The following is a 14,979-nucleotide window of genomic DNA, read 5'->3' on the forward strand; positions in this document are numbered from 1 at the left end:
TGAAAGCCGCCACAGACCGGAGCCGCCGCCCACATGTCCCTTCATCTAAACCAACAATGTCAAAGAACCTAAACCAAACTAAAAACCGGACAGCCAACCCCACCTGATCCTTACGGTCCAGGTGAACCAGCGTCCCGCCATAGTGGCAACCTTCCAGAGCGCTTCCATACAGCAGCGCCCCGTCCGGTGAACTCGCCTCTAAGGGGGGAGGCCTGACCCGTCAAATGCTTTTTGCATTTTTGTTTCAGAAATTTTTGCAGGTTACAGGCTAGACCCGGTTCGACGGCGGCCATGGTCAAGGGTGACAGAGAGAATGAGTTTGCAGGATGCCGACGCGAATGACGCGGGGTTCGGCGCGCGCATAAGAAGCGCGATCTTCTGGCGCTCCGGCAGCCAGATCGTCTCGCAGATGATGAGCTGGGTCGTGACCCTGGCAGTCATACGCCTGCTCGATCCGGCGGACTATGGCCTGTTCGCCATGACGCAGGTGATCCTGAACTTCGCGACCTTCTTGAATGGCTATGGGCTGGTGAGTGCGCTGGTCCAGTCCGATTCGGTGACGCCGCATCGGCTGCGGCAGGCATTTGGCATCATGCTGTTGCTCAATGGCGCACTGGCCGCGTTGCAACTGGCGATCGCGCCGATCGCGGCGGACTATTATGACCAGCCGATGGTCGCGGACCTGCTGCGGGTGCAGGCGCTGCTCTATCTCTCGACGCCCTTCATCTCGATTCCCGAAGCGATCATGGGACGGGCGCTGGATTTCAAGCGGCCTGCCTTGGTCAACCTGATCGCGGCCTTCGCCTCGGCGGCCGTTGCGCTCTATGGGGCGCTGTCCGATTGGGGCGTGTGGACGCTGGTGTTCGCGCCGATCGCGGGATTCTGGATCAAGGGGCTGGGCTATATAGTGGCGACGGGTTTCCGGCCGATTCCCAGTTTCGATTTTCGCGGGACCGGGGCGATGGTGACTTATGGCGCGTCATTGCTGGGTGGCCAGCTTTTCTGGATCGCGCAGAGTCAGGCGGATATCTTCATTGGCGGGCGGGTGCTGGAGCCGCATCAGCTTGGGCTCTATGCCGAAGCCCTGTTCCTGACGCAGATATTCGTCAGCAAATTCATCCCGCCACTCAACGATGTCGCCTTCCCTGCTTACGCGCGTATGCAGAAAGACCCGTCGCGCGTCGCCTGGTCCTTCTGCAAGGCAGTGCGGTTGCTGTTGCTGATTTCCTGCCCGGTCTATCTGGGGATGGCGGTGACGGCCGAGCCGTTGGTCGAGACACTGTTCGGCGCGAAATGGCTGGAGATGGCGCCCTTCGTGGCGATTCTCGCGCTCGCCATGCCGTTCATGACGGTGCAGGTGATGTTCGCGCCGGTGAGCAATGCGCTGGGCCGACCCGGCACCACGGCGCGAGTCGCGGCGGTCGGTGCGGTGCTGATGCCGGTGTCTTTTCTGATCGGCATCAAATTCGGCGCGATTGGCCTCGCCTGGGCGTGGCTGGGTGCCTTTCCGATTCTGACCGCGATCACCGCGCGGTTGGCGGGCGCGCCGATGGGGTTGCGCCTCACCGATCTGGTCCGCGCGGCGGCACCGGCGCTGGGCTGTTCGGTGTTGATGGCGGGTGTCGTGATGGCGGTTGATTTTCTGCTGCCGGCGCTGGCCGCACCGATCCGGCTCGCGATATTGGTGCCGACGGGCGGCGTCGCCTTCCTCGCGGCATTGATGCTGTGTTCGCGCGCCACGGTGATGGAACTGGTCGCGCTGGTGGTGCGGCGCGCACCCCCGGCCCAGGCACCGGCCTGAACCAAGGGCGCGAGCCGCCTGTTTACGCGGTCTGGATATAGTCGCGGAGCGCGCTGGCTTCCGATTCGATGCTGTCGATGCGGAATTTCACCAGATCGCCGATCGAAATCAGGCCGACCAACTGGCCATCGACCACGACCGGCAGATGGCGGATGCGCCGCTTGGTCATCAGCGAGAGGCCATGGATGACCGGCATCTTGTCATCCACGGTGATGGCGGGCGAGGTCATCAGGTCGCCCACCGGGTGGTCGAGCGCCGCCGCGCCATCGGTCGCCACGCGATAGACGAGGTCGCGTTCGGAAAAGATGCCGACCACTTCGCCATCATCGACCACGGGGACGCAGCCGATTCGCCGATCGGCGAGCAATTGGACAGCGGACAACACCGTATCGGTGGACCGCACCTGGACGACATCGCCCCCCTTGCCCCGCAAAATCGCTGCAATCGTCATGGCTGCTCTCCTTCTGCCCTATAATTTGGTTCAGGCGCTTGATGATCCCACTTTCGCGGGCCAAAGAAAAGGGATGACACGCAAGCAAGCGCTCGATGATCCGCAGATCGCCGCCGTGGCCTGGACACGGTTTCGCCGCATCATGGCGTGGATGGCGCTGGGGGGAGCCGCCTGCACCGCGCTGGCGCTGCTCTTTCTCTATTATCGGTCGGAAACTATGCCGATCCATATGATCATTGCGACCATATTAGGGGTGTGGCTGACCTTCATGCTGGGGACGGGGCTGATGGCGCTCGCCTTTCTTTCGCATGGCACCGGCCATGACGAGCAGGTGATGGACCGGCTGAAGGACGAGGTGCCGCTGGATGACTGAGAAGCGCGACGATGTGGTGTTGCGTGTGATGCCGCGCATCGCCGATATCAATGCCAATGGGCATATTTTCGGCGGCTGGGTGCTGAGCCAGATGGATATAGCAGGCGGCATCGTCGCGCATCGAATCGCGCAGGGGGCTGTGGCCACGGTCGCGATCGAGGGCATGAAGTTCATCACGCCGATTCTGCTGGGTGATGTCGTGTCGGTCTATGCCCATGAGGAGCGGCGCGGGCGGACGTCGCTCGCTATCCGCATTGATGTGGTGGCGACGCGCGGGGCGGAGCAGGAGCAGGTCGATCTGACCAACGGGCTGTTCACCTTCGTCGCGCTGGACGAGAATCACCGGCCGCGCCCTTTGCCCGCGATCTGATCGTCAGCGGGGCGTCCGCAGACGATAGTCGAGATGGGCCGTTCCCTGCGCGGGCACGGTAACCGTCCAGAGCCAAGCCCCGTCGCGACGGACGAGACGCGGGCGCGATCCGACGAGTCGGTTGGCTTCGTCATCCTGCATGATGATTTCCGCGAACAGTGGTTCGGTGCCGCTATTGATCAGCCGAAGACCATAGCGCTGCGTTTTGTCATCGAAGGACCGTTCGTAGCGCAAGTGCGGGTTTTGCCCGGCCGCGATCTCCACCTTGTCGCCGATCGCCTGATCGCGCATCCGCGCTTGCGCCAGCAACAGCGATTCATCCCCGCGCATCGCGAACAGCGAAAGTCCGCCGGACGGCAGCGGCACCCCTGCCCCGCTTTCGCGCCGATTGGTGAAGCGCAGCGTGCGGGTGAGCGGGCCGCCCTCACTGGCCTCGCCCTGCGCCGATAGCCGCGCGGTGTAGAGGGTGGTGAAGGCGATGGCGCGCTGATGCAGGAGGGCCACCTGCTTTTGGCCGTTGGGGTTGAGATCGACCGTCATGGGGACGCGATAGAGTTTGAGGTCGCCCAGTTCCTCCTGCGTCGCGACGCGGCGACCCGTCACCATGATTTCCTGGGCCGCCATCATCGGCGGGGGTGGCGGAGGGGGCGGCGGTGGCGGGGGAGCCAAGCCATATGCCATCTCGTCATCTTCGCCCTCATAACTCGGTTCGGGCCAGCAGCTCAGGTAAAGCGGGGGCGCGTCCGGCGCGCGTCCGAGCGCGTCATAATCCGACGTGCGGTTGAGTCGTCCCGCAATCGCCAGCAACCGCGCGTCGGGAAAGGCGACGCTGTTGCCGTTGGCGACCGTCAGCCAGGCGAACAGGTCGAGCGTTTGCCCGTCCGGCGCGATTCGGGCGACATAGTCGGCGGCCCAATCGAATCCGGTGGTGAGATAGGTGAGCGTCACATCGGCCCGCGTCGCCCGATCGCTCTGCGTGTCGATCGACAAGGTGGGGGTGACGGACAGGTCGGACGGCACGCTGTCATGGATCAGCGTTTCGGGCAGGCCCGAACAGCGCAACGCCTCCACCCCATCCGCGCTTTCGATGACGAGCGCCTGGTCGGGCGTGGAGCGGATGATGGCGTCCTGCTCCACCACCTTGCCGGTCGCGGGGTCGGTACGGCGCAGACGCACCGGCTTGCCCAGCGCGCCGAGCGTCAGGCTGGCGGGCGACAGCAGCCGGGCGTCGCGATTTTTCTGGATGACGCCGCCGGGCAGGCCGGTCACCGCCGCGCTGACGGCGATCATGCCATCGGCCACGCCCTCGAAGCGGATGGTCGCATCGCCGGGTGGAAGGGTGATGCGACGCTGTTCGGTGACGAGCGCGAAGCCGGTGGGGAAGCGGGCATTGATGCTCCCCTCGCCGCGTTGGGGATCACGATAGACAGTGACCGAGCGGGATTGCGCGCCGGGCGAGACGATCAGCGTCTGCGCAGACGCGGGCGCGCCCGTCATCGCGAGCAGCAGCAGGATCAGCCAACGGCGCATGCGCGGGCCGTCAGTAGCGGGTTTCGAAAATGGCGGTGAGGCTGGTGGTGCCATTGGCGGGCACGGTCACCTGCCAGCGCGCGCTATTGCTGTCGATCCGCTGGGACGGCAGGCTTTCGCTGACGATGCGGGTATCGTCAAAGGCGAAGTCGAGGCCCGATTGGGTCAGTTCGACGGTGACCGGCTGATCCTTCGCATTGCTGAGGTCGTAGCGCATATGGCTGCGCCATTTGCTGTTCGAAACACGCTCGCGCTGTTCCACGACAGGCTTGACCTTCACGTCGAAGGCATCGCCGGTGGCGAGCGCCAGGTCGCTGCCCATCGGCGTATGATCGACCTGGTTCTCGCCGATGAATTGCGGCGCGCCGCCTGCGTCCTTCATATAGAAGCGCACCGTGCCGGCGGGCAGCGCGTCGCCAAGGCCGCCTGACCGCGCGGTCGAGAAATGCACGACGCTGCGGACGCTTTGCGGCTCTTCGCTGCTGGCGAGCCAGCCGTTGCGATAGGCATAGCCCGCGCGGGCGGGCACGGCCTGCACGTCGAGAAAGCTCACTTGCTTGGTCTGGCGGTCGGCGATGCGGGTGCGGGCGGCGATGGGGTAGAGGTAGAAATCGCCCAGTTGCTCGCGCGGGGCGGTTTCCGTTCCGGCGCGGCGAATGGCGGTCGAGCGTTGCGGGCGATAGCCGCCTTGGCTTTGGCCGACACTGCCCGCGACCAGCAGGGTGCGGGCATTGTCATAGCTGGTGCCGCTATTGTTGGTGAGCGTGACCCAGCCCTGCACGTCGATCCGCCCGGCCTTGGCATCGAACAGCGCAACATAATCCGCCGCCCAGCCAAGACCCGGCGTCAGATAGCGCAGCGAGGCCGCGCGCGTGCCCGCGCGGGCGCTGTCCACTGTGACCGACAGGGTCGGACGGGCACGCAGATTGGCGGGCACCTTGTCGAAGATGACGCGCACCGGCAGGCCATCATCGCGCAAAATTTCGATCCGCTGGCCGATCTGCAGCACGACGCCGCCCTGGACGCTCAGCACCTTGGCCTGTTCGCGCTGTTCCGCGCCGGTGGCGGGATTGGTGCGGACGATGGTGACGGTGCGGCCGATCGCCTTTTCCATCAGCTTGGCGGGGGACAGAAGATCGAAGTCGAAATTCTGTTCGACGATCGACGCGCCGTCGGCGGCAAAGGACAGGGTTTCGGGACGGATCTGCGCCGAGACATCGGGAAATTCGATGCGGCTGACCCCGGCGGGGATGGCAAGCTGGCGCACATCCTGCACCAGTGCGAGATTATTATTGTAGATGGTGACGGCCACATCGCCTTGCGCCGAGGCAGCGGTCGGGTCTGTCGCGTCCTGCGCCAGTACGGCGGCGGGCAGGAGAGCGAGCAGGGGCGCAAGCAGGAACAAGCGGGGCATGGCGGCATCTCTCCGGTCGGAACGCCGGGCTCTTGTGCCGGATCGCAGCGGGCTTGGAAAGCGGGCATGAAAAAGGGGATGGCGCATGGGCTGCGCCATCCCCTTTTTCTGTGCGGCTTTATTCGGCCGCTTCCGTCGCGGGACGGGTGCGGCGCGTGCGCTTCTTGGGCGCTTCGGCTTCACCGTCATTGTCGGCGCGACCGATGGCGGGCGGCAGCACGGCCAGGTCGAGGCTTTCGTTTGCCTGTTCGGCTTCGGGCACGACCTTGCGCGGGCGACCACGGCGGGGACGCGGCGCTTCGGCTTCGGGCTGCGGCGCGGGGGCCTGTTCAACGACGGGCTGCGGCGCGGGGGCGGCCTGCTCTACCGGGGCCTGCGATTCGGCAGCGACGGGGCGATCGCGCCGTGGACGGTCGCGACGGGCATTGCGGTCCTCGCGCGGTTCGTCCTGGCGGCGATGCTGGTCGCGCGGGGCGCGGTCGCCAAACTCGCGGGGGGCGCGGTCGGCCTGATCGCGTTGCGGACGGTCGCCCTGGTCGCGTTGTCCCCGATCGGCATAATCGCGCTGGGGCCGATCGCCCTGCTCACGCGGGGCACGGTCATTGCGGTCATTGCGATCGTTACGGTCATTCTGTTCGCGCGGGGCGCGATCATAGCCGGGCTGTTCGCGCGGCGTGCGGTCGTAGGACGAATTGTCGGTGCGGAATTCGTCGACGCCGTCGGCGACGCCCTCGAAATCATCGCCATCCTCGTCGAAATTCTGGTCAGGGTGACGCTGGCGCTGGGGTTGGCCCTGCTGCTGCTCTTCCTGCCGGGCGCGGTTGTCGGCCAGGACACGGAAATAATGATCAGCGAACTGGAGATAATATTCGGCGTTGACCCGATCACCCGACATCTGGGCATCGCGCGCCATATTCTTGTATTTTTCAAGAAGCTGGGTCGCATTGCCACGGGCGCGATTGTCGATGCGGTTGCCGCTGTCACCACCCCCGCCCCGATTGTTGGTGTTGGGACGTCCGTTATTATTCCGGCCGCGATTGCGGCGACCGGCCTGCCGGTTGTTGATCAAGATATGATCCTTGTGTTCGCTGTCATAACCTTGGCTGAAAACACTGTTCCGTCGCCATCCCTTAGCGCGACCCGCTCATCGGGCCGGATATAGCTCCGCAGGACATAGGCCATTATCTGGCCTATGCCGTCCAATGCCAGAGGTGCCGCGCAGCAGCGCCATCATGACTTTAAGGAGCTAGAAAACAGCTTTTCCATCAATGACCTAATAAGATCATGTCGCCGGAGCCTGCTGTTCCTGACCCCGATGTAATGGCTTTCATAAGATAAACCAAGCAAATTCGGCTTTATCGTCATCAATCATCGCGTAGCGACCAGGCAGCGGTCCAGCCCGGCCAGATCGCGCAAGGGCCGTACGGCGAGGCCGACCCCCTCCAGCAACGCGGTGACGGCGACGCGCTGATCGTGGCCGATCTCGATCGCGGCCATGCCGCCCGGCGCGATCAGGCGCGGCAGGTCGGGGATGATGCGGCGATAATCGTCCAGGCCTTCGGTGCCCGCAAACAACGCGCTGCCCGGTTCGCGCAGCACATCGCCCGCCAGCGCCGCATCGCGGGCGATATAGGGCGGGTTGATGAGGAGGAGGTCGAACGGGCCGTCCACCCCCTGCCCCCAATCGCCCAGGCGAAATTGCGCGCGCGTCGCCAGGCCCAGCCGCGCGGCATTGCCCTGCGCGACGGCGAGCGCGCCGGGCGAGGCGTCGATCCCCACCCCTTGCGCGGTCGGCCATTCGCGCAGGGTTGCGAGGAGGAGGGCCCCGGAGCCAGTGCCAAGGTCGAGGACGGACGCAGGGGTATGTCGCGCGAAATGCGCGACTGCCGCTTCGATCAGCGTTTCGCTGTCCGGGCGCGGGATCAGCACGTCGGGCGTGACGGTCAGGCTGATCGTCCAGAAATCGCGCGTACCGCTGATATAGGCGATCGGTTCGCCGTTCAGGCGGCGGTCGAGCAATGCGGCGAAAGTGGCGGGGACCGCCAGGTCGCGCTGGCGCAGCAGCATGTCGGCGCGCGAGAGGCCGAGCGCATGGGCCATCAGCAATTCGGCGTCGAGCCGCGCTGTGTCGCTGGTCGCGCGCAAACGGGCCGTAGCCTCGCGCAGCGCAGGGGCGATGCTCACCCCACCCCGTCCAGTTGGGCGATGCGGGCGGCTTCGTCTTCGGCGATCAGCGCGTCGATGACTTCGGCGAGGCCCGGCCCTTCGAGGATTTCGGGCAGGCGGTGCAGCGTCAGGTTGATGCGGTGATCGGTGACGCGGCCTTGGGGGAAATTATAGGTGCGGATGCGTTCGGAACGGTCGCCCGACCCGACCATCGCCTTGCGCGCGCCGGCCTGTTCGCTCTGGGTGCGTTGGCGTTCGGCTTCGTAGAGGCGCGCGCGCAACACCTGCATCGCCTTGGCCTTATTCTTGTGCTGCGAGCGCTCATCCTGCTGGATCACCACAAGACCGCTGGGCAAATGGGTGATGCGGACGGCGGAGTCAGTGGTGTTGACGTGCTGGCCGCCTGCTCCGCTGGCGCGGTAAATGTCGATCTTGAGGTCGCCATCGGCGATCTGGACGTCGACTTCCTCCGGTTCGGGGAGGACGGCGACGGTCGCCGCGCTGGTGTGGATGCGCCCGCCGCTTTCGGTGACGGGGACGCGCTGGACGCGGTGGACGCCGCTTTCGAACTTGAGCTTGGCGAAGACGCCAGTGCCGGTGATGGAGGCGACGATTTCCTTGAAACCGCCCGCTTCCGACGCATTGGCCGTCATCTGCTCCATCTTCCAGCCCTGCGTATCGGCATAGCGCTGATACATGCGGAAGAGGTCGCCTGCGAACAGCGCGGCTTCGTCGCCGCCGGTTCCGGCGCGGATTTCCAGCATGGCGGGGCGCGCGTCGGCGGAGTCGCGCGGCAGGAGTTGCAGCGCCAGCGCGCGTTCGGCCTGCGGCAGCTGGCTTTTGAGGAGCTGCATTTCCTCCTGCGCCATTTCGCGCATCAACGGGTCGGCATCGGCATCGACCCCGCCCGCCATATAGTCGAGCGCGGCCAGTTCCTGCCGCAGGCGGCGCACTTCATGCGCGGCGCGAGCGACCGGCTCGATCTCGGCATATTCCTTCGACAGGCGCACGAACGCATCGGGCGCGAGGTCGGCGCGCGTCATCGACGCCTGCACCTCATCCCGGCGCGCCTCGATCTGCGCGATGCGTTCAGGCGAGATGTGCATTAGGCCCCCACCTCAAACCCGTTCGGGCTGAGCTTGTCGAAGCCCCGTCCTTTCTTGCAGGCAGAAGAAGAATGGCCCTTCGACAAGCTCAGAGCGAACGGGGGTGGGGGTGCGCGTTCAGGCGAGATGTGCATTAGCGGGACCAGCCCTGCGTACCCACCTGCCAACCAAACTCTGGGCCGAGAACCTCCAGCGCATCTCTAACGAAAGAGTCTTGCTCCTGATTATTCAGAGTCGTGTTATAAAAGCTGAATTCGAGCGGTGAACCAACACCGTCCGGCTCGCCAATGAACAGCTTGGCTACAGCGCCTGCCTTGTTCGCTAGTTCTCCCCTTCGCTTCAGGTTACCTTTGAAGGCTAAGGAGCAAGCGTAACCTGCTGAACGCAGTAGTGCTGTTGCTCGGATGGCCCGGCCTTCCAAGCTTTCTGATCTTGGAATAATCGCGATCGACGGCCGTTCAACCTCCGGCGCATCTACCAGCATCGCCAGCCGCTCGATCCCCGCTGCCCAGCCGACCGCAGGCGTCGCGGGACCACCCAGATTTTCGATCAGCCCATCATAGCGCCCGCCGCCCAGCACCGTGCCTTGCGCACCTAGCCGATCGGTGACGAATTCGAACGCGGTGTGGCGGTAATAATCCAGGCCGCGCACGAGGCGCGCGTTGCGTTCCCAGGCCACGCCAGCGGCATCCAGGCCGCTGGTCACCTTGTCGAAGAAGCTGCGGGCTTCGTCGGTCAGATAGGCGTCGATGTCGGGCGCGCTGTCGGCGACCGGGCGGTCGCGCGGGTCTTTGCTGTCGAGGATGCGGAGCGGGTTGCGCTGCAGGCGATCGACGCTGTCTTCCGACAACTCCCCGCGATGCGCCTCGAAATGCGCGATCAGCGCGGCGCGCCAGGCGTCGCGGCTGGCGGCATCGCCCAGCGTGTTGAGCGTCAGCGTCACGCCGTCATCAATGCCCAATTCCTTGAGCAACTGGTCGGCCATGACCAGCAATTCCACGTCCGCGCCCGGCTCGGCCGCGCTAATGATTTCGGCGTCGAGCTGGTGAAACTGGCGGAAGCGACCCTTTTGCGGGCGCTCGTAGCGGAACAGGGGGCCGTGGGTCGCCACTTTCAGCGGCGCATATTGCTGCCAGCCCTCGGTGATATAGGCGCGGCTGATCCCGGCGGTAAATTCGGGGCGCAGGGTGATGCTGTCCCCGCCGCGATCCTCGAACGTGTACATTTCCTTGGACACGACGTCGGTGCTTTCGCCGAGCGACCGGGCGAAGACGGCAGTGGATTCGAACACCGGCACTTCGACACGTTGAAAGCCGTAGAGTTTGCGCACCCGGTCGAAGGTCGCGACCACATGCGCGAAGCGTTCCTGGAACGCTTCCGTGGTGCCGCCCAGCATGTCCTGCGTGCCGCGTACCGGACGCGGCGTTTCGATTTTAGCCATGGGGATGGGCCTTTAACCGCAATTGGCCCCCAAGGAAACGCGCTTTTTATGCGTCTGCATCAAGGGGTGGACGCGCCCGCGTAGCGACGCCATTGTGCGGGCATGAGGGCCGTCCGGCCCAAACTGCATTTTCGGAGATGTTCATGATCCGCAGCCTTGCTGCCGCCCTTTTCCTGACAACGGGCCTTTCGACCGCGATTGCCAGCCCCCTTTTCGCGCAGGAGGCGATCCGGTCCAAGCCGACCGCCTTGCCCGTCAATGACGCGACCCCTGCCCCCAAGGACGTGCCCTATCCCGGTGGCACCATCAAGTTGGAGGTCGATGCCAGCGACACGACCCAGCGTATATTCCGCGTGAAGGAAACGATTCCCGTGGCGACCAGTGGGCCGATGACGCTGCTGATGCCTGCCTGGCTGCCGGGTAATCACGCGCCGCGCGGGCAGATCGAGAAGCTGACGGGGCTGACCATCACCGCCAATGGCCAGCCGGTGGCGTGGACGCGCGATCCGCTCAACGTCTTCGGCTTCGTCATCGACGTGCCGCAGGGCGCGCGCGAAGTCGTGGCACAATTCCAGTTCCTGTCGGCGACCCAGCCCAATCAGGGCCGCGTCGTCATCACGCCCAAGATGCTGAACATCCAATGGGAAAGCGTCTCGCTCTATCCGGCGGGCTATTATACGCGGCAGATTCCGGTGCAGGCGACCGTCACCTATCCGGCGGGCTGGCAGGCGGCGACCGCGTTGCGTGGCACCAAGAGCGGCGACAGCATCGCCTATGAGACGATCGATTATGAAGCGTTGCAGGATTCGCCAGTCTTTGCGGGCCGCTATTTCAAGGCGGTGGACCTGGGCAAGAATGTGACGCTCAACATCGTCGCCGACGATGCCGACGAGCTGGAATACAAACCCGAACAGATGGCCAAGCATAAGAAGCTGGTCGATGAGGCGGGCGCGCTGTTCGGCAGCTATCATTTCGACCATTATGATTTCCTGCTGGCGCTGACCGACGAGATGGGCGGCATTGGCCTAGAGCATCATCGCTCCTCGGAAAATCAGGTCGAGCCGGGCTATTTCAAGAAATGGGAGTCGGGCGAGGCGCTGCTGGACCGCAACCTGTTGCCGCATGAATTCACCCATAGCTGGGACGGCAAGTTCCGCCGCCCGGACCTATTGTGGACCCCCGATTTCCGCACGCCGATGCAGGATAATCTGCTGTGGGTCTATGAAGGGCAGACGCAGTTCTGGGGCTATGTGCTGGGTGCCCGGTCGGGGATGTTCACCAAGCAGGAAACGCTCGACGCCTATGCGCAGATCGCGGCCAAGCTGGACACTGCCGTCGGTCGGCAATGGCGGCCGATGGAAGACACCACCCATGACCCGATCATCTCCGCGCGGCGGCCCAAGGGCTGGGCCAGCTGGCAGCGGTCGGAGGATTATTACAACGAAGGCCTGATGATCTGGCTGGAGGCCGATGCGATCATTTCGAAGGCGACGCGCGGCACCAAGGGGCTGGACGATTTCGCCAAGGCTTTCTTCGGCGTGAAGCCGGGCGACTGGGGCCAGCTCGTCTATAATCGCCAGGAGGTGATCGACACGCTCAACGGCATCGCGCCCTATGACTGGGCGGGTTTCTTCCGCACCTATGTCGACAGCCCGACCAAGGAAACGCCCAAGGGCGGCTTCATCCTGGGCGGTTATAATCTGGTCTATGGGGATGAGCCGAACGCCATCACCAAGGCGGCCGAGGGCGCGAACAAGATGGTCGACCAGAGCTTTGGCCTGGGCGCGATCGTCAAGAATGACGGCGAGATCAGCGCCGTCATCTGGGACAGCGCGGCGTTCAAGGCGGGGCTGGTGATCGGTGCCAAGATCCTGGCGGTCAATGGCGACGAATTTTCCGGCGACGTGTGGAAGGCGGCAATCAAGGCCAAGCAGCCGATCCAGATCATCCTACGCCAAGATAAATATTACCGCACATTGTCACTCGATTATTCGGGCGGGCTGCGCTATCCGCGCCTCGAAAAGACAGGAGAGGGTGAAGGCAGTCTCGACCGACTGCTCAAGCCGAGAACATAATCACCCGTAGCGCATCATCGTAGCAAAAGGCGTTTCCATGAATATCGAACTGATCCCGGTGGGCGACGATCCGCCAAACAGCCTGAACGTCATCATCGAAGTGCCGGTCGGCGGCGAGCCGGTGAAATATGAATTCGACAAGGCGTCGGGCGCGCTGTTCGTGGACCGCATTTTGCATACGCCGATGCGCTACCCCGCCAATTATGGCTTCGTGCCGCACACGCTCTCGCCCGATGGCGATCCGCTCGACGCGCTCGTCATCGCACGCTCGCCCTTCGTCCCCGGTGCGGTCGTGCGTGCGCGCCCGATTGCGGTGTTGAACCTGGAAGACGAAGCTGGCGGCGACGAAAAGCTGGTGTGCGTCCCCGACAACAAGACCTTCCCTTATTATGCCGACATCAGCGAGAAGGACGACCTGCCCGGCATCGTGATGGAGCAGATCGAGCATTTCTTTACCCACTATAAGGACTTGGAAAAGACCAAGTGGGTCCGCATCGGCACCTGGGGCGGGGCGGAAGACGCCAAGCAGATCACCCTGGAAGCGATCGCCCGCTATCAGGCGGCGAAGACAGCGTAAGGCTGTAAGGTTTGAGCGAATTAGGAGGCCGCGCGGGGTGACCTGCGCGGCCTTTTTTGTGGGTGAGCGCGGCTGGCCCCCTCAGATCAATCGGTCCGCTTCCAAGGCGAGGGCCAGCGAATCGCGGCTTCTGGGCAGGCGGGCGTGGAGGCGGGCGTCGGCTTCGGCGAGGCGTTCGACGCCGGTCGCGAGTTGCTCTTCGGACAGAGTGAAGGGCAGCCGCAGGAAGCGTTCGAACGCGCCGCTGACGCCGAAGCGCGGTCCCGGCGCGACGCGCACGCCCAGATTTTCGGCCAGCGCCGCGAGCGCAGTGGCTTCGGCGCGGGGGAGTTGCGCCCAGAGCGACAGGCCGCCAGCGGGGGCTTCGACCCGCCAATGGGGCAGATGCCGGTCGATAAGGCCGAGCAGATGGTCACGCCGGTCGCGCAGCATGGCGGCGCGGGTGCCAAGCCCCTCGCCCGCTTCGAGCAGATGCGCGACAGCGAGCTGTTCCAGCACCGGGCTGGCCATATCGGTCGTCGTGCGCAGGCGGGCGAGCGCGGCGATCGTCTGCGGGTCGGCGCGAATCCAGCCGGTGCGCAGGCCGCCCCAATAGATTTTGCTGGCCGAACCCATGGTGATGACCTGCCGCCCCAACGGGTCGTGCAGCGCGACCGGCGGCGGGGCGGTGAAATCGAGGCCCATCGCCGCCATCGTCTCGTCGATCACCAGCGGCGTGTGACTGCGCGCGGCGACGGCGACCAGCGCGCGGCGGGTGGCCGGGTCCATGCTGCGTCCGGTGGGGTTGTGGAAATCGGCGATGATATAGGCAAAGCGCGGGGCGGTCTGACGGAAGGCCGCATCCATCGCGTCGATATCCCAGCCCTGGGTGGGGAGGCCCACGGGCACCGGCACGACATGGGCGCGCTGCAACGCCTGGATCGCATTATGATAGGTCGGATGATCGATGACGACGCGGTCGCCCGGCCCGGCGAGCCAGTGGAGCAGCAAGGAAAAACCCTGCTGCGCGCCGTTGGTGACGATGATCTGGTCCGGGCTGGTCGGGCAACCGCGCCGTTCATAATCGGCGGCGATCGCGCGGCGCAGCACGGGAAGGCCGAGCGGATCATAGCCAAGGTCGCCCAGATGCGCAGGCAGCGCGTCGAGCGCGGCGGCATAGGCGCGCGCCACGCCGGGCGCAGCGGGGAGCGCGGCATGGGTCCAGTTCAGGAGGTTGCCGCCGCTGGCGATGTCATCGTGGCCTGGCTGTGCGGGCGCGTCGCCGGGCGGCAGGCGGGTGACGCTGCCTGACCCCTGGCGGCTTTCGAGATAGCCTTCGTCACGCAGCCGATCGAAAGCGGCGGCGATGGTCGTGCGGCTGAGGCCCAGCGCGGCGGCCAGTTCGCGCTCGCCGGGCAGGCGGACGTTGAGGCCGATCCGGCCGTCCAGCACCAGCATCCGCAAAGCCTGCGCGAGCTGGCGATAGGCGGGCTGGGCGCTATCGAGCGCGCGCCATGCGCCGAGCAGGCGCAGCAGCGAGGGCGGGCGAAGATGCGAAGTGGACATGGCGTAGCGTTCCATTTGGGGGGCAATGCGATGCCATTTACCGCGCAATGGCCCTGATGGGAAAGGCCAGTTGCAGCGAACCTGCCTGCGCCGTTGACCTGCCGGATCAGATGGGCATGATCCCGCCAAC

The 14,979-nt window shown here is 64.9% G+C and carries 13 protein-coding genes; 5 read left to right on the forward strand and 8 right to left on the reverse strand.

The genetic code is table 11. The features are described 5' to 3' along the window. Window positions 1-313: 313 nt before the first annotated feature. Window positions 314-1,801, forward strand: coding sequence for a lipopolysaccharide biosynthesis protein (locus V2I08_RS11480; protein ID WP_349635226.1), 1,488 nt, complete (start codon window positions 314-316; stop codon window positions 1,799-1,801). Window positions 1,802-1,823: 22 nt separating this feature from the next. Here V2I08_RS11480 and V2I08_RS11485 read toward each other — a convergent pair whose 3' ends face one another. Further along, on the reverse strand, window positions 1,824-2,252 hold the full coding sequence (locus V2I08_RS11485) for a CBS domain-containing protein (protein WP_037479586.1): 429 nt from the start codon (window positions 2,250-2,252) through the stop codon (window positions 1,824-1,826). Between the two features lie 73 nt (window positions 2,253-2,325). On the opposite strand from V2I08_RS11485, the gene V2I08_RS11490 reads away from it, so the two are divergent. Both V2I08_RS11490 and V2I08_RS11495 read left to right on the forward strand, forming a co-directional pair. Next, a complete protein-coding gene (locus V2I08_RS11490; RefSeq protein ID WP_037479592.1) occupies window positions 2,326-2,625 on the forward strand; it encodes a hypothetical protein in 300 nt (99 codons plus the stop codon). Then, window positions 2,618-2,995 (forward strand): acyl-CoA thioesterase, encoded by a 378-nt coding sequence (locus tag V2I08_RS11495; protein ID WP_349635227.1) that lies wholly within the window; start codon window positions 2,618-2,620, stop codon window positions 2,993-2,995. The genes V2I08_RS11490 and V2I08_RS11495 overlap by 8 nt, the downstream gene beginning before the upstream one ends. A gap of 3 nt (window positions 2,996-2,998) precedes the next feature. Here V2I08_RS11495 and V2I08_RS11500 read toward each other — a convergent pair whose 3' ends face one another. The 6 genes from V2I08_RS11500 to hisS form a co-directional block, all read right to left on the reverse strand. Beyond that, a complete protein-coding gene (locus V2I08_RS11500; RefSeq protein ID WP_349635228.1) occupies window positions 2,999-4,525 on the reverse strand; it encodes a hypothetical protein in 1,527 nt (508 codons plus the stop codon). Window positions 4,526-4,535: 10 nt separating this feature from the next. Further along, window positions 4,536-5,939: a DUF4139 domain-containing protein gene (locus V2I08_RS11505; RefSeq protein WP_349635229.1), complete on the reverse strand. Its 1,404-nt coding sequence runs from the start codon at window positions 5,937-5,939 to the stop codon at window positions 4,536-4,538. A gap of 118 nt (window positions 5,940-6,057) precedes the next feature. Next, window positions 6,058-7,008: a DUF4167 domain-containing protein gene (locus V2I08_RS11510; RefSeq protein ID WP_349635230.1), complete on the reverse strand. Its 951-nt coding sequence runs from the start codon at window positions 7,006-7,008 to the stop codon at window positions 6,058-6,060. Window positions 7,009-7,307: 299 nt separating this feature from the next. Further along, the gene (gene prmC / locus V2I08_RS11515; RefSeq protein WP_349635231.1) at window positions 7,308-8,123 is read right to left on the reverse strand and encodes a peptide chain release factor N(5)-glutamine methyltransferase; all 816 of its coding nucleotides are present in this window, start codon (window positions 8,121-8,123) and stop codon (window positions 7,308-7,310) included. Then, window positions 8,120-9,211 (reverse strand): peptide chain release factor 1, encoded by a 1,092-nt coding sequence (prfA, locus tag V2I08_RS11520; protein ID WP_349635232.1) that lies wholly within the window; start codon window positions 9,209-9,211, stop codon window positions 8,120-8,122. The genes prmC and prfA overlap by 4 nt, the downstream gene beginning before the upstream one ends. Window positions 9,212-9,344: 133 nt before the next feature. Beyond that, window positions 9,345-10,652, reverse strand: a complete 1,308-nt coding sequence (gene hisS, locus V2I08_RS11525) for a histidine--tRNA ligase (protein ID WP_349635233.1) — start codon at window positions 10,650-10,652, stop codon at window positions 9,345-9,347. A 143-nt stretch (window positions 10,653-10,795) separates the two neighbouring features. On the opposite strand from hisS, the gene V2I08_RS11530 reads away from it, so the two are divergent. Next, complete coding sequence (locus V2I08_RS11530; RefSeq protein ID WP_349635234.1) at window positions 10,796-12,727, forward strand: peptidase M61; 1,932 nt, start codon at window positions 10,796-10,798, stop codon at window positions 12,725-12,727. Between the two features lie 37 nt (window positions 12,728-12,764). Next, complete coding sequence (gene ppa / locus V2I08_RS11535; protein ID WP_349635235.1) at window positions 12,765-13,304, forward strand: inorganic diphosphatase; 540 nt, start codon at window positions 12,765-12,767, stop codon at window positions 13,302-13,304. A gap of 81 nt (window positions 13,305-13,385) precedes the next feature. Here the strand turns inward: ppa and V2I08_RS11540 are convergent, their stop codons facing one another. Beyond that, a complete protein-coding gene (locus tag V2I08_RS11540) occupies window positions 13,386-14,849 on the reverse strand; it encodes a PLP-dependent aminotransferase family protein (RefSeq protein ID WP_349635236.1) in 1,464 nt (487 codons plus the stop codon). Window positions 14,850-14,979: the final 130 nt, after the last annotated feature.

The organism is Sphingobium sp. MK2, assembly GCF_040170545.1.
Classification (GTDB): Bacteria; Pseudomonadota; Alphaproteobacteria; order Sphingomonadales; family Sphingomonadaceae; genus Sphingobium.

Bases quoted from the DNA above. Each gene is read 5' to 3' on its own strand.
- V2I08_RS11480 (WP_349635226.1), top strand. From the start codon at position 314: ATGAGTTTGCAGGATGCCGACGCGAATGACGCGGGGTTCGGCGCGCGC.
- V2I08_RS11485 (WP_037479586.1), bottom strand. From the start codon at position 2,252: ATGACGATTGCAGCGATTTTGCGGGGCAAGGGGGGCGATGTCGTCCAG.
- V2I08_RS11490 (WP_037479592.1), top strand. From the start codon at position 2,326: ATGACACGCAAGCAAGCGCTCGATGATCCGCAGATCGCCGCCGTGGCC.
- V2I08_RS11495 (WP_349635227.1), top strand. From the start codon at position 2,618: ATGACTGAGAAGCGCGACGATGTGGTGTTGCGTGTGATGCCGCGCATC.
- V2I08_RS11500 (WP_349635228.1), bottom strand. From the start codon at position 4,525: ATGCGCCGTTGGCTGATCCTGCTGCTGCTCGCGATGACGGGCGCGCCC.
- V2I08_RS11505 (WP_349635229.1), bottom strand. From the start codon at position 5,939: ATGCCCCGCTTGTTCCTGCTTGCGCCCCTGCTCGCTCTCCTGCCCGCC.
- prfA (WP_349635232.1), bottom strand. From the start codon at position 9,211: ATGCACATCTCGCCTGAACGCATCGCGCAGATCGAGGCGCGCCGGGAT.
- hisS (WP_349635233.1), bottom strand. From the start codon at position 10,652: ATGGCTAAAATCGAAACGCCGCGTCCGGTACGCGGCACGCAGGACATG.
- V2I08_RS11530 (WP_349635234.1), top strand. From the start codon at position 10,796: ATGATCCGCAGCCTTGCTGCCGCCCTTTTCCTGACAACGGGCCTTTCG.
- ppa (WP_349635235.1), top strand. From the start codon at position 12,765: ATGAATATCGAACTGATCCCGGTGGGCGACGATCCGCCAAACAGCCTG.
- V2I08_RS11540 (WP_349635236.1), bottom strand. From the start codon at position 14,849: ATGTCCACTTCGCATCTTCGCCCGCCCTCGCTGCTGCGCCTGCTCGGC.